We start from the raw sequence: 13,698 nt of genomic DNA on the forward strand, positions 1-13,698 counted from the left end.
GGACCCTATGGCGGATCCGGACCGCCGGTCTTGGACGGGATTGCTCCGGACTACGCTTGATCCGTGACGAGCGCCTCGGGGCCCTCCGGGAACCCGCCGGAGGCCGACCGCGCCCGGATGTGGTGGGCGACGGATCTCGGCGGCCTGGAGCTTCTCCGGGCCACCCTCAGCGAATTCGCCTTCCGACCGCACGCGCACGAGGAGTTCTTCATCGCCCTCACCGAGGAAGGCATCGCCACGCCCACCTACCGGGGGGACACGCACGTCATCGGCCCCGGCGACCTGATCGCGCTCAACCCGGAGGAGGCGCACGCCGGTGGTTCCCCCGCGGAGAGTTCCTGGACGTACCGGGCCCTGTATCCCGGCCCGGACCTCATGGGCAGGATCGCGGCGGAGTTCCCCGGATACCGGCACCGTGGGCCGGAGTTCGGCGGCGAGGTCGTGCGGGACCGGGAGCTTGCCGCACAGCTACGCCGCTTCCACCAGCTCTCGGAGCCACCGGACTCGAACCGGCTCGAACGGGAGGCACAGCTCGTCGAAGCCCTCGTCCTCCTGGTCGCCCGCCACGCGGTACCCCCGCAGACGCCAAGACCTCCCGGCCGGGAACGCCGGGCGGTCCTGCTCAGCAAGGAGTACCTGCGGGAACACGTCGACGAGAACGTGACGCTGGAGGATCTGGCCAGGAACGCCGGCCTCAGCGCCTTCCACCTGTGCCGCGTCTTCCGGGCCGCGGTGGGAATGACGCCGCACGCGTACCAGACGCAGACCCGGGTACGCCGCGCCAAGTCCCTGCTCAGGGCAGGACTGCCGATCAGCGAGGTCGCGGCCCAGGCGGGGTTCTACGACCAGGCGCACCTGAACCGGCACTTCAAGCGCATCGTCGGCCTGCCTCCCGGCCGGTACGTCAGAGACGCCACCTGACGGGTGCCCGGCAACGCTGCTCGGCCGTACGGGCCCGCCGTTGGTCGTTCGCCGGGATTCACGGAACCACGGGTCGTGGCCCGCCTGGCGGTGACAGCATGGCAACGGGTGCGGCGTCGTGACGTGCCCGCAGCGTGCCCACGAAGTCGGTCCGAGGTCGCCTGATGACGGGTTGCCTGATGACGGGTTGCCTGATGACGGCGCGTCGACGAGTCCGGGCGAGAGGAAGAGGCGGAGGAAGAGGCGATGGAACGGACCATGACCGACGTACTGACCGACGCACTTCGGCGGGCTGCGGACGCGCACGGCGTACACGAGAAGGAACTTGGCAGGCCCGACCCCGACTGGCCGCCGTGGTACGCCGCGCACATGACGCGCACGCTGACCGAGCAGGGGTACCAGCTCAGCGGATCGGACCTTCAGCAGGGCGGTCGGTAGGTCGGCGGTCGGTAGGTCGGGTCAGGTGGTCGGGTCCTACCGCGCGGTGTCGTTGTCGTACGCGGCCTGGTGGCGGCGGATCTCGGCATGGTGGTCGGCGGACCAGGCCGCCAGGGCCAGGACGGTGGAGAGCAGCGAGGTGCCGAGTTCGGTGAGGGCGTACTCGACGCGGGGCGGGACTTCCGGGTAGGAGGTCCGGTTGATCAGCCGGCGATGTTCCGCGCACACTTCGGGCAGGCCCGCAAGCTGTGGACCGCCACGGAGGTCCTCGACTTCGCCGCCGAGGTGGGCCTGGACCCCGACGAGGCCGCCGAGGCCCTGCGCAGCCGTCGTTACCGGGCCCGGGTGGCGGCCGAGCAGCGCGAGGCGCCACGCCTCGGCGCCCACGGCGCGCCGTTCCTCGTGCTCGACGACCGGTTCGCCGTCCCCGGCGCCATCGGCACCGACAAACTGCTCGCGGTCATCACCAGGGCCTGGACCGACAGCCATCCCACACCGCAGCCGCTGCCGGTCGTCGGCAGCGTCGAGGGAGGGTGCACCCCGGACGGCTGCCTGGTGCCCGGACCCAGCGCCACCTGACGCTCCCGCTCAGCCCCGGACGCCGGGATCATCCTCACCGGCGTGGCGGCCCGAGGCCGCGCCGGTACGCCGTGGGCGGCGGATCCGCTCACGACGTACCGGCCCCCCGCCGTAGGAATCAGGGGTTGGAGGTTGCGGTGAGCGCGTACCCGCCGTACTGCGGGCAGGTGCCCTGCGCGGTGATCCCGCCCACCGGAAGGTGGCGGATCTCGACGAACCCACCCGAGCAGGCGACCCAGAGGGTGGTGTCCGGCTTCTGGATCAAGCAGTCGAGCCGGATCTGCGCGCCGATCCGGCTCGCCGTGCAGGACCCTCGCGACGGATCGTGCGGAGGCGGCAGCACCACCGCGAACGCTGCGGCCTGTGGCCACGAGGCCGCGATGGACGCGGCCTCGCCGGGGGCGGCGTGGGACGCCACGGCCCCGGTCGGCGCGGCCGACGCGGTACCGGCCCAGGCCGCGCCGAGCGCGGTGACCGCAACGAGCACGAAGAACAGCTGGACCAGCCTGAGCCGGTGGACGCGGAGTGGCATCGGTTCCTCCCGAGGTGGACGAGCGGCGCGGATGCGACCGCACCGGCAGCCTCGCCGAACCCGCTGGACACTGACTGGACCGCCGCTGAACGCCTACGGCAGCCCGCCGGTCGGCGCGCGTCGGACTCCGCCCACCGTCGGTACCGGTTGGTTGGCGAGGAGATCCAGGGCGTCCGCCGCCCCGTACGTCGATAGGCTCGGCCGATGACCGTCGTCGAGGAGATCGGCCGCAGCAGGTACGTCAGCCTCACCACCTACCGCAGGGACGGCACCGGAGTCGCCACGCCGGTCTGGCACGTGCGGAACGGCGGTGAACTCTTCGTGGTGTCCGACGCCGCGGCGTGGAAGGTCAAGCGGATCCGTAACAACAGCCATGTCGTGGTGACGGTCTGCGGTATCCGTGGCCGGATCGCCCCGGGCGCTCCGACCGCCCAGGGCACGGCCCGGCTGCTGGACGAGTCGGAAACGGCAGTCGCACGAAGGCTCCTGGCCCGGAAGTACGTCGTGTCCCGGCTGGGCAACTGGCTCACCAGGATCCTGCACGTCCGGCGCCCCCCGGTGATCGGGATCGCCGTCAGGTTCTGAGCCATCGGCGCCCGGGCCGCGGCTCCACCCGCCCCGGACCGCCGTCATCGACCAGCATGCCCATGCCCCGGATGTCGCCCGAACCTGCCGATGTGTCCTGGTTGCTCCCGGGCGATGGTCTTGGAATGCTTCCCGGATGTCCTCACTCCCTGCGACGTCCGCCGAGAACGTCACCAACCAGCCGGCCCGGGCCCAGTTCGAGGCGTTCCTCGACGAACATCGCGGCGCGCTCAACCGCTGCCTGGACGGGCTGACCGAGGATCAGGTGCGCCGCTCCCTGGTGCCGTCCCGAACCACGCTGCTGGGCCTGGTGAAGCACGCGACCTTCGTCGAGAAGGTCTGGTTCGACGAAGCCATCACCTGCCGCCCGCGGGACGAGATCGGCATCCCCGCGACGCCGGACGACTCGTTCGTGCTCGATGACGGCGACACCATCGCCACCGTCCAGCGCGCACACCGCGAAGCGTGCGAAGCGGCACGCCGCGCGACGTCACCGCTGGGGCTGGACGACACGGTCCACGGCAACCGGCGAGGCCCGCTTCCGCTGCGCTGGGTATACCTCCACGTGCTGCGCGAGCTCGCCCAGCACTGCGGACACGCGGACATCCTGCGCGAACAGCTGCTGAGCGAATAGCGCCCTGCCAGCGTGCGTTGGTCGAATGGTGTGGCGGTCACCCTCGTACCCCTGAGGGCTTGCGGAACTGCTCGATGATCGCCGCGTACCCGTTGCCGCCGTCCCCGTCGGCGACGGCCCTGTCGGCCAGGGCCTTGATGAACCTCGGCAGGTCGGCACTGACGCCGAGGGACTCGCTCTCGTGGACGAGATGCTCCATCGCGCCCACGTGGGTGGCGAGGGTGGAATCGAGGGCCGGGAACCTGCCCTCGTCGATCTGCCGCGCGTAACCGGGCACCCACTCGGTCACCGTTCCGATCACCGTGTTCGCGACCGGGGCGAACGTCGCGGCGTCCACGTCGGCCGTGCCGACCAGGGCGGCACCCTGTAGGAAGCCGTTCAGAACGCTCCACATCACGCCCAGCAGCGCCACGTCGTACAGCGACGACAGGCCGTGGTCGGCGCCGAGGTACGTCGTTCCCGCGCCGAGGCTCCGCAGGGTCGACTCGTGCGCGTCGAAGGCCGACCGCGGCCCGCTGTAGAGGATCGCGGCGTCCGCCGTGCCGATGGCCGGAGGGATGGCCATGATCGCGCCGTCGAGGTAGGTGCTGCCCCGCCGTGACGCCCACTCCGCGCTGTCGCGGGCCGCACGCGACGTGCCCGAGGTCAGGTTCACCAGGATCCGACCATCGAGGACCTCGCCCAGCGGATCGAGCAGTTCGTGCACCGCCTCGTAGTTCGAGACGCAGACGACCACGAGCGGGCTGGCCGCCACGGCGTCGCCGACCGACGCGGCGAGCGTCGCGCCCTGCGCGACCAGGGATTCGCCCTTCGCCGCCGTGCGGTTCCACACCGTCGTGGGGTGTCCGTCGCGCAGGAATGCCCCGGCCAGCGCCTGGCCCATCAGACCCAGGCCGATGACGGTTACGGGCGTGTGGTCGGCGTCGCGACTCTGCATCGTCTGCTCCCTCTTGTTGGGTGGCTGGTGCTGGCAGAATCATCAACGTTCATACCGGTATGAAGGTCAAGGAGGAGCGGGCGTGCTGATCGGGGAGCTGAGCCGGCGGTCCGGAGTCCACGCGCATCAGTTGCGGTACTACGAGGCCCAGGGCCTGCTCGAACCGGGCCGCGGCGCCAGCGGCTACCGCGAGTACACCGCCGACGCCATCCTGACCGTGACCCAGATCAGGAAACTGCTCGAAGCCGGACTGTCGACCCAGGAGATCGGGTTCATGCTGCCCTGCGCCACCGGCGCGGCCCCCGACCTGGAGCCCTGCCCCGAGCTCCTGGACACCCTCCGGGCACGCCTGCACGGGCTGGACGAGCGCATCGACACGCTCACGCGCTCCCGCCAGGCCCTGCACGACTACATCGAGGCCACCGAGCGACGCGTGTCGCGGCACTATCCGGGATGCGACTCCGTCACCCCGGGGTCGACATCAGGATGACCAGCGCCATTGGTCGACGTCGGCCCATCCGGTCGCCAGGGCGGCGGCGAGCTGGCCGCCGAACGCAACGGTTCCCTCGTGGGAGGCGAACGCGATCCAGGTGAGCGTGTCGTCGCTCCACACCCCCTCGGCACCGGTGTACCGGGGCGCGAACGCCGCCACATCGACGAGAACGTCCGCGCCGTACTCGCGTAGCTCCGTGACCCGGCCTCCGCCCAGCCGCCGTAGCGCGGCGCGGGCCTCGGCGAGTCCCCGCTCGTCCCACATCGACGCCTCGGTCAGCACGAGCACGCCGGGCGGGGGCGGGTCGGCGAGCATCGGGTGCCACGACCGGCCCACCAGTCCCCACCGACGCCGCAGCTGTTCCTGCCGTTCGGTCGACTCCGCCGGGGTCAACACGCGCCGGTACGCCAGCGGCTCCACCCGGACGTCGCCGCTGGTCACCCAGCCCCGCAGGGTCGACCGGAACAGCCGACGCTCCTCCGCCATCGCCTCGGCCTCCGCCGCGTTGGACGCGGTCCGGGTGAACGACGACTGGGCCGTGTCACCCGCCTCGGCCAGTACGTCGACCAGGTCGGGCAGCTCGGGCAGGCGGTCGGGATCGAGCCGCTCCACCTCTTCCAGGATCGCCGCGACCACGTTGTACCGGGGAAAGATCCGCCAGGCCTCGGGGCGGTAGTGGTACCCGTCCTCGGCCCGCCCCTGATTCGGCAGCGCCGCATAGCTGCGGGTCAGCTCGTCGTAGCGTTCCATCAGGTACCGCCGTGCCGCCGTCTGCAGCGTTACCGAGTCCATGGCACAGACTCCCATGATCTTGTCAACGGCGTTGCCTCCCGTTCGCTGACCAGCGGCTCAACCCCGGGCTCCCTGCCGGGTCAGGGACAGCAGGTACCTCTCCCGGTTGCGCGGGTCCACCGTCGTCCGTGGCCGGGTGGTGAACTCACCCCGGACCGGCCGGTATCCGTCGAGTGTGGATTCGAGAACACCCTCGCCCCCGGTCAGTCCCGGTAGTCGGCGTTGCAGGTCCGGCACTCGCGCCGCCGGTGCGACGACCTCGATGGTGGTCAGGTCACCCCGTAGCGACTGGTGCTTGACCGCCGCGCCGAGACGACCCAGGGCCGTCAGCACGGCGCTGATCGCCCACACCGGGATTTCGAGGCTCACCCGGAGCATCGGCTCGCAGACCACGGTTCCGGCCTGCTCGATGGCCCGCATCAGGACGATCGGCGTCAGGTTGCGGAAGTCGGCCGGCGTACTGAGCGGGCCGCGCCTCGACGGCGGGCCGTCGGCCAGGCTGTAGCTACAGTCGATCATCGTGACGACGCAGTCGGTGACCTGCCAACCGAACCGGCCCTCGCGCAGCGTCCGGCGTACGTACTGAGCCATGTGGTCCGCGAAGATGTCGGCGTTCTTGTAGACGTACATCGGCATCGACTGCGGGTCGACCCCCATCCGGAACTCGATCCCCGAGTCCTGCGGACCCGGCTCGACCCGCAGGCCGATGGTGGCGTGGAACGGGTTGGACTCCGTGTTGAGAACCTCGACGGCCTCGCCGCGGTCGACCGGGCGCTCGACGCAGATGATCGTCGTCTCGTGGAACGTGACGTCGATGCCGAACTCCGTCGCCAACGTCGCCTGGATGACCTCTTTCTGCACCTCACCGTAGAGCGAGACGGAGATCTCCCGGCCGGTGTCGTCCGCCCGGACGTTGATCAGCGGATCCTGCTCGGCCAGCCGTGCCAGCGCGCCGCGCAGCGCGCCGCCGTCAGCCGGCCGCACGGGTGCGACCACGGTCTCCATGGTCGGCGGCGCGAAGCGCCACTGGCCCCCGGTCGGCGGCGGCTGACCGATGGTGTCGCCGATCCGCACCCCGTTCAGGCCCCAGAGCCTGCCGATCTCGCCCGCGACGAGTCGGGAGTGCCGGACCCACTCCCCGTGCTCCGGGACACTGATGCCGGTGGCCTTCGCCTCGACATCGCCGCCGCCGGCGGTCTCGATGCGCAACCGTTGCCGGAGCTGCACCGTGCCGGCGAACATCCGGACGTAGGCGATCTTCTCCCCGGCCGGTCCACGATCGATCTTGAAGACGCGCCCCGAGACGGCGCCCTCCGGGTCGCCGGCCTCGGCGGGCAGCAGTTCGGCGAGGCCGGTCATCAGCGCGGCCACGCCCTCTCCGGTGATCGCCGATCCGAGGAAGACGGGGTGCACCAGCGACCGCCGGGTCTGTGCGGCGAGATCCGCGCGTAGCCGTCCGTCCGTGACCGCCAACTCGTTCTCGACGTACGCGGCCAGCAGCGAGTCGTCCCGCTCGGCGAGCCCCTCGGTCAGTGCTGTCCGGAAGGCCGGATCGTCGAACCCGTACGGCCTGAACCGCGCGGCGCGGGTGCCGGGTTCGTCGGTCGTACCCATGGGGATGATCGCGGTGGTGAGGCGTCCCCTGATTGCTTCGAGCACCCGCCCGGCATCGGCGCCGGCACGGTCGATCTTGTTGACGAAGAGGAGCGTCGGTACCCGCAGCCGCCGTAGCGCGCGCATCAGGACGCGGGTCTGTGGCTGGACGCCCTCGACGGCCGAGATCACCAGAACGGCGCCGTCGAGCAGGCTCAACACCCGCTCCACCTCGGCGATGAAGTCCGGATGCCCCGGGGTGTCGATCAGGTTGACCGTCGTGCCGGCGATCTCGAACGACACGACGGCCGACTTGATGGTGATTCCACGCTGGCGCTCCAGCGCCAGGGTGTCGGTCCGGGTCGTGCCGGCATCGACGGTGCCGACGGTGTCGATGACCCCGGCCGCGTACAGCAGCCGTTCGGTCAGTGTCGTCTTACCGGCGTCGACATGCGCCAGGATCCCTAGGTTCAGCGTTTTCCGCGGCAACCGCCACACCCCTCGAAGAAATCGACGTTTCCTGTTCGATGGAGGTGAGTGGTGCTCGCATGTCGTCTCCTTGCTCGATCAACGGCTGAACGTTCTGGCCCGAGTCAACCACGACCGGGATGCCCAGACGACCGAGTTAACCCAGGTGGACGGTTCGACACCGGTCGTACCATCCGACCGGCCCTGCTCCGCTGGATGGCAACCCGGCGAGCGGGGCGGGTCTCTGCGCGGGCGCCGAGGGTCCTCTTCAGCCCTGCCGGTAGGCGGCGGCCAGCCGGGCGAAACCCTCGTCCAGGGTCACCGTCGGCGACCAGCGCAGCGCCTCCCGGGTCCTGCGCTGGTCGAACCAGTGCGCGGTGGACAACTGCTCGGCCAGGAACCGGGTCATCGGCGGCTCCTCCGTACGCCCCAGCGCCGACCAGAGGCGTTCCACGGCAGCGCCTCCGGCCTTCGCCACGGCCACCGGCACCCGGAGCCTCGGTGGCGTCGCCCCGGCGGCGGTGCAGATCCGGTCGACCAGGTCGGCCACCATCCGCGGCTCGCCGTTGCTGACCACGAAAGCCCGCCCGTGTACGTCGACCTCGGCGGCCCGGTCGAGCGCGGCGACGATCGCGTCGGCGGCGTTGCTGACGTACGTCGTGTCAATCAGGGCGGTACCCCTGCCGACCAGTGCGAGCCGGCCGGACCGGGCCCGCTCGACGATCCGGGCCACCAACTGGGTGTCCCCGGGTCCCCAGACCAGATGGGGGCGGACCGCGACGACGGCGAAGCCGGGCGAGTCGGCGGCCAACGCGAGCAGCTCGGCCGAGGCCTTGCTGCGGGCGTAGTTGCCCCGGGCGTGGTCCGGGTCGGCCGGGTCGGCACCGACGCCGACCAGGCCGGCGCCGTGATGGGCGACCGACGGCGAGGAGACCTGGACGAAGCGCGTCACCCCGGCCGCCCGGGCGGCGTCGACCAGCACGGCCGTGCCGTCGATGTTGGTCCGCTGGAACTGCGACCACGGGCCGGTCATCGACACCTTCGCGGCCAGGTGGACCACCGCGTCGACCCCGTCGACGGCCACGGACACGGCCGCCGGATCGGTGATGTCGCCACGCTGTTCCTCGGCCCCGGCCAGGGCGGCGGGCCGGCGCTGCAACACCCGGACCTGGTCGCCCCGCAGCATCAGCGCGGTCGCGACGGCGCCGCCGAGCATGCCACTGGCGCCGGTGACGAGGACCTTCACAATCCGCCGAGCCTCCCGCCCGCGAGCACCCGTTCCGCCCACCGACCCAGCCGGGTGCGGTCGATCTTCGAGTTGTGCCGGATGTCGGTGGGTAGTGCCGGAACGAGGAGCACGGCCGCGACCGGCAGCCCGGTCACCGCGCGTACCGCGTCGGCCAGTTTCGCCTCTGCCGGCCGGGCCCGGCGTACCGGGGGTCGGGTCTCGGCGACGACCACGAGTTGCGTCACCCCGCGCGGGCCCACCCCGACCGCGGCGGCCCGGCCGATCTGCGGCAACGACTCCACCCGTTGCTCGATCCCGACGGGGGTGAGCACACCGTCCGGCGTGGTCAGTACGTGGGCCAGCCGGCCCTGTACCCACAACCGACCGTCCGGATCCAGGTAGCCGACGTCTCCGGTACGGTGCCAGCCCGGATTGCGGGAGCTGACCCGCTCGGTGAGCCAGAGGGCGTCGTAGCGGTCCTTGACGTGCCCGGCCCTGACCATGATCTCCCCGGTCACCCCGACCGCGCTGCCCGGCTGCTCGGCTGGCGTACCCGTCGGGTCCAGCGCGGCGATCGCCACCTCCACCCCGGGCATCGGTCGGCCGACACAGACGCCGTCACCCTGCCCCGCCTCGACGATCTCGTCGAGGGTGATGTCGGTGACCGGCAGCACCTCGGTCATCCCGTACGGGGTGTGCGGCCGCGCCTTGGGCATCAGCGCCTGCGCCTGCGCGAGCAGCACGGCGGGCACCGGTGCGCCGGCACTGAGCAGCAGCTCGACCCCGGCCAGCGCGGCGCGCTGCCGGTCGTCCAGGCCGTTGCCGGTCTCGACCACGTTGCGCAACGCCGCCGGTGCGGCGAACACCGCCGACGCGTCGACCGCGACCGCCGCCTCGGCGAGGGCGGCGGCGGTCAACGTCCGTGGCGCCGTCAGCTTCATGTCCGGGATCGCCGACGTGGCGCCGAGCGCCGGCCCGAACAACGCGAACGGCGCGAACGCCGCCACGATCCCGGCCTCGGAGTCGAGGCCGAGACCGGAGAGCGCGTCCCGCATCGCGGCGAGCTGCCGGTGGGTGTAGACCGCGCCCTTGGCCGGGCCGGTGGAGCCGGAGGTGAACAGCACGGCCGCGTCGTCGTCCGGGCCGGGGGTGGGGGGCAGCTCCGGGTTGCCCGCGCCGACCCGGGCGAGCCGGCCCAGGGTCAACGCGCCCAGCATCGCCGCGCCAGGTCCGGCGCCGAATCGCCGCCCCGGCCATCGCAGCGTCCGGGCGACGGCGAGTCCCCGGCCGACGGCGATGAGATGTGCCGGGTCGGCGGCGCGTAGTGCCCGGTTCATGCCGGCCAGTCCCAGCCCCGGGTCGGCCACGACGATGACCGCACCGATGCGCAGGCAGGCGTAGACGGCGGCGGTCAGGTCGGCGCCGGGCGGTACGAGCAGCGCCACCCGGTCGCCGGGACGCACTCCGGAGGCGGACAGCCCCGCCGCGATCTCGCGGATCCGCCGCCACAGCAGCGTCCAGCTGACCTGCCGGCCGCCGTGGGCCAGCTCGACCAGCGCGACCGAGCGGTCCTCGGAGCGCTCCGCCAGCGCCGCCCACAGTGGACGCCACGGCACGGCGGGTTCCGGCGACGGCGACCGGGCCAGGCTCGGGGTCGGGGCCGGCTGATCCAGGTCGGCCAGCCACCGTACGACCGCACCGGCGACGTCGGCGTCCTCGGCGAGCAGGTGGCCCGCGCCCTCGAACCGGTGCAGCTTCGCGTGCGGCAACCGGGTTCGCAGGTCGCGCAGGTGTGCGGCGCCGAAGACCGGATCACGCGGTCCCCACAGCAGTAGTGCGGGCACCTCCGCCAGCCTGTGCAGGCCCTGTGCGACCTCGGTCAGCGCCGACCAGCTCGGATGCTCCGGGGTCAGCGGGATGTCCGCCACGAACCCGCCGATCGCCGCCCGCCGCTCCGGGGTCCGGTACGGGGCGAGATAGCCACGCCGGACCGACTCCGGCAGTGGCGGATTCGCCAACGCGAGGGTGGCCCGCAGGAACGTCGGAGTCGACACGGTCGCCGCCGGCAGGATGCCGGGCAGCCGGGCCAGCCTGATCAGCACGGGTGCCGGCGATCCGGCCGGCTGGTGTACCGCGGTGTTGGTCAGCACCACGCCGCGTAGCTGGTCGGTGTGGCGCAGGGCCCAGCCCAGCGAGATGCTGCCACCCCAGTCGTGCCCGACCGTGACCACCGGTCCGGTCAGGCCCAGCGCGTCGGTGACCGTGCCGAGGTCGGCGATCCGCTGCGCCAGCGGGCGTACGGTGCCGGTGCGCTCCGAGAACCCCATGTCCAGGTGGTCGACGGCGACCACCCGCCAGGGCGGTGCGTCGGGCTGGCTGAATCGGGCCAGCAGCTGCCGCCACAGGTACGACCAGGTGGGATTGCCGTGCACGCACAGCAGCGTGCCGACGTACCCGCTCGGCCCGTCGGGGTCCGGGGCACCCGTGTCCAGGACGTGCCAGGTGCGCTCCACACCCTGGCTGTCCACCGCGGTGACCAACCGGGACCAGGCGGGATCCAGACCGGGCAGCCCGGCCGGCGGCATGCTCCGGGCGCCGCTCACCACACGATCTCCAGGGCGCAGGTGTTCAGGCCGGAGCCGACCCCCATGCACAGCACCCGGTCGCCGGAGCTGAGTGAGTCGGCGTGGTGCGCCAGGGTCAGCGGCAACGACGCCGGTCCGACGTTGCCCAGCATCGGAAACGTCGCGGGGACCCGACGCGGGTCGAGGCCGAGCCGGTCGACGACGCCGCGGGTGTGGGCGACGGAGACCTGGTGCATCACGTACAGGTCCATGTCCTGCCAGTCCCAGGGTCCGACGTGTGCCCAGGTCGCCTCGGCCAGTTCCAGGCCCGCGTCGAGGAGACCCTTGGCATCGGTACGCATCCTCGTACTGTCCCCGACGCACAGCTCGTGGTGCTGGGTCGCGGCCCGGCTCACCCCGCCGACCAGCCGGTGGCCCTCGGTGTGGGTGTCCGCGGCGGCCAGCACCATCGCGGCCGCGCCGGAGCCGAGAGTCAACGTGGCGAACTGGTCCTTGACGTCCCTGCGGGTGGCGTCCGGGCGGCGCAGCCGGTCGATCGTCGCCTGCTGGGCCTCCCGGGAACACTCGCCCGCCACGACCAGCGCATAACGGATCTGTCCGGCATCGATCATGTTGGCGGCGACCTGGATCCCGTTGACGAACCCGAGGCAGGCGTTGGCGATGTCGAAGTTCAACGCCGACTGCGGCAGCTCCAGCGCGTGATGGATGGCCACCGCCGTCGACGGCTCCAGGTGCGCCCGGGACACCGATGTGTTGATCAGCAGTCCCACCTCGCGCGCGTCGACACCGGCCTCCGACAACGCCTTCGCTCCGGCCATCGCCGCCGCGTCGGCAAAGCCGAAGCCCTCCGGCCACCAACGCCGCTCCTGGACGCCGGCGATCCGCTGGAGCATCCCCCGGCGCAACCGCAGCCGTTCGAGTGTGTCGCTGAGTTCCTCGTCGATCTGTTCAGAGGTCACGACGACCGGCGCCTCCAGAGCCGCCACCGACAGCACCACCGTGTTGGTGTAGCGATAGGCAGCATTGCCGTCCGTCATCCAGCCTCCGTCCGTCGCTCCGTGTCCCGGGGCTCGAAGTTATCCACTCCAGCCCCTCAACCACCAATGATCGATCAGCTCGGCGGTGAGCATCACGCGGTTGCCCCGGCGTACGCAACTCGTGCTCGACGTCGAGTAGCCGCGCGACGACCACGGGTAGCCGCACCGCGCCGCCGACGAACTGTCCGGCCGTTGGTCCATCGCCCGTACCGGCCGGACGGCACGCGCCATCGTCCGTCCTACCTGGCCCCCTCAGGCGTCGCGGATGTGGATCTGCTCGCCCTGCGGGCTGAAGAGGCTCAGGATCTCGACCGGGTCGTGGTCGGCACTGGCGATGCCGTGCGGGGTCCGGGTGTCGAATTCGGCCGCCTCGCCGGTGGTGAGAGTGGTGATCTCCGCCCCCAGTTTGAGGTGGAGTGTGCCGCTGAGCACGTATATCCACTCGTATCCGCCATGGACGCGCTGTTCGAGCGGGGTGTCCGGGTCACGGCCGGGTAGGACCATCTTGAAGGCCTGCACGGGCGCGGCCTGTCGGGTCAGCGGGATGTAGACCATGCCGTGGCGGCGGACGGGTCGGGGATGGATCCGCGGATCTCCGGAAGGTGGCGCGCCGACCAGGTCGTCGAGGGGAACCCGGTAGGTCTGCGCGAGTGGGATCAGCAGGTCGAGCGAGGGGCGTCGCAGCCCGGACTCCAGGCGCGACAGGGTGCTGACCGAAATCCCCGTCTGCTCGGCGACGTCGACGAGCTTGAGGTTGCGCCCCTTCCGCACCTCGCGCAGGCGGGGACCGACCGCCTCGAGCATCGGTTCCAGTTCCTGATCCGGCATTGCCCACACCGCCCGATCCCGTACGTTTGCGCTTTCCGCAAGCGTACT

16 protein-coding genes are annotated in these 13,698 nt (G+C 71.7%); 6 read left to right on the forward strand and 10 right to left on the reverse strand.

Going from position 1 to position 13,698, the window contains the following annotated elements:
- The first annotated feature begins 63 nt into the window (after positions 1 to 63).
- Positions 64 to 921 carry a helix-turn-helix transcriptional regulator gene (locus ACFP2T_RS08760; RefSeq protein WP_377419517.1) on the forward strand — a complete coding sequence of 286 codons (858 nt, stop codon included), beginning with the start codon at positions 64 to 66 and terminating at the stop codon, positions 919 to 921.
- Between the two features lie 246 nt (positions 922 to 1,167).
- A complete protein-coding gene (locus ACFP2T_RS08765; RefSeq protein WP_377419519.1) occupies positions 1,168 to 1,359 on the forward strand; it encodes a hypothetical protein in 192 nt (63 codons plus the stop codon).
- 36 nt (positions 1,360 to 1,395) lie between these two features.
- Here ACFP2T_RS08765 and ACFP2T_RS08770 read toward each other — a convergent pair whose 3' ends face one another.
- Entirely contained in the window at positions 1,396 to 1,587 is a 192-nt protein-coding gene (locus tag ACFP2T_RS08770; RefSeq protein ID WP_377419521.1) for a winged helix-turn-helix transcriptional regulator, read from the reverse strand.
- Between ACFP2T_RS08770 and ACFP2T_RS08775 the strand changes: the two genes are divergently transcribed.
- Complete coding sequence (locus ACFP2T_RS08775) at positions 1,573 to 1,938, forward strand: DsbA family oxidoreductase (RefSeq protein ID WP_377419523.1); 366 nt, start codon at positions 1,573 to 1,575, stop codon at positions 1,936 to 1,938. The genes ACFP2T_RS08770 and ACFP2T_RS08775 overlap by 15 nt on opposite strands.
- Before the next feature lie 118 nt (positions 1,939 to 2,056).
- Here the strand turns inward: ACFP2T_RS08775 and ACFP2T_RS08780 are convergent, their stop codons facing one another.
- Positions 2,057 to 2,470: a hypothetical protein gene (locus tag ACFP2T_RS08780; protein ID WP_377419525.1), complete on the reverse strand. Its 414-nt coding sequence runs from the start codon at positions 2,468 to 2,470 to the stop codon at positions 2,057 to 2,059.
- Between the two features lie 204 nt (positions 2,471 to 2,674).
- Here ACFP2T_RS08780 and ACFP2T_RS08785 point away from each other — a divergent pair, with 204 nt between their 5' ends.
- Complete coding sequence (locus tag ACFP2T_RS08785; protein WP_377419527.1) at positions 2,675 to 3,055, forward strand: PPOX class F420-dependent oxidoreductase; 381 nt, start codon at positions 2,675 to 2,677, stop codon at positions 3,053 to 3,055.
- A gap of 136 nt (positions 3,056 to 3,191) precedes the next feature.
- Positions 3,192 to 3,689, forward strand: coding sequence for a DinB family protein (locus ACFP2T_RS08790; RefSeq protein ID WP_377419529.1), 498 nt, complete (start codon positions 3,192 to 3,194; stop codon positions 3,687 to 3,689).
- Between the two features lie 37 nt (positions 3,690 to 3,726).
- Here ACFP2T_RS08790 and ACFP2T_RS08795 read toward each other — a convergent pair whose 3' ends face one another.
- On the reverse strand, positions 3,727 to 4,626 hold the full coding sequence (locus tag ACFP2T_RS08795) for an NAD(P)-dependent oxidoreductase (protein ID WP_377419531.1): 900 nt from the start codon (positions 4,624 to 4,626) through the stop codon (positions 3,727 to 3,729).
- 82 nt (positions 4,627 to 4,708) lie between these two features.
- On the opposite strand from ACFP2T_RS08795, the gene ACFP2T_RS08800 reads away from it, so the two are divergent.
- Positions 4,709 to 5,116 carry a MerR family transcriptional regulator gene (locus ACFP2T_RS08800; protein WP_377419533.1) on the forward strand — a complete coding sequence of 136 codons (408 nt, stop codon included), beginning with the start codon at positions 4,709 to 4,711 and terminating at the stop codon, positions 5,114 to 5,116.
- Here the strand turns inward: ACFP2T_RS08800 and ACFP2T_RS08805 are convergent.
- The 7 genes from ACFP2T_RS08805 to ACFP2T_RS08835 form a co-directional block, all read right to left on the reverse strand.
- Entirely contained in the window at positions 5,108 to 5,911 is an 804-nt protein-coding gene (locus ACFP2T_RS08805; protein ID WP_377419535.1) for a hypothetical protein, read from the reverse strand. The two genes, ACFP2T_RS08800 and ACFP2T_RS08805, sit on opposite strands and share 9 nt — an antisense overlap.
- A gap of 57 nt (positions 5,912 to 5,968) precedes the next feature.
- Entirely contained in the window at positions 5,969 to 7,993 is a 2,025-nt protein-coding gene (locus tag ACFP2T_RS08810; protein WP_377419537.1) for a GTP-binding protein, read from the reverse strand.
- A 247-nt stretch (positions 7,994 to 8,240) separates the two neighbouring features.
- Entirely contained in the window at positions 8,241 to 9,218 is a 978-nt protein-coding gene (locus tag ACFP2T_RS08815; protein ID WP_377419539.1) for an NAD-dependent epimerase/dehydratase family protein, read from the reverse strand.
- Positions 9,215 to 11,803, reverse strand: coding sequence for an alpha/beta fold hydrolase (locus ACFP2T_RS08820; RefSeq protein ID WP_377419541.1), 2,589 nt, complete (start codon positions 11,801 to 11,803; stop codon positions 9,215 to 9,217). The genes ACFP2T_RS08815 and ACFP2T_RS08820 overlap by 4 nt, the downstream gene beginning before the upstream one ends.
- Positions 11,800 to 12,822 carry a 3-oxoacyl-ACP synthase III gene (locus ACFP2T_RS08825; RefSeq protein WP_377419543.1) on the reverse strand — a complete coding sequence of 341 codons (1,023 nt, stop codon included), beginning with the start codon at positions 12,820 to 12,822 and terminating at the stop codon, positions 11,800 to 11,802. Before ACFP2T_RS08825 ends, ACFP2T_RS08820 begins: the two co-directional genes overlap by 4 nt.
- A 39-nt stretch (positions 12,823 to 12,861) precedes the next feature.
- The gene (locus ACFP2T_RS08830; RefSeq protein WP_377419545.1) at positions 12,862 to 13,053 is read right to left on the reverse strand and encodes a hypothetical protein; all 192 of its coding nucleotides are present in this window, start codon (positions 13,051 to 13,053) and stop codon (positions 12,862 to 12,864) included.
- 21 nt (positions 13,054 to 13,074) lie between these two features.
- Positions 13,075 to 13,650 (reverse strand): helix-turn-helix domain-containing protein, encoded by a 576-nt coding sequence (locus ACFP2T_RS08835; RefSeq protein ID WP_377419547.1) that lies wholly within the window; start codon positions 13,648 to 13,650, stop codon positions 13,075 to 13,077.
- Positions 13,651 to 13,698 lie beyond the last annotated feature (48 nt).

Source organism: Plantactinospora solaniradicis (assembly GCF_042658085.1).
Lineage (GTDB): Bacteria > Actinomycetota > Actinomycetes > Mycobacteriales > Micromonosporaceae > Plantactinospora > Plantactinospora solaniradicis.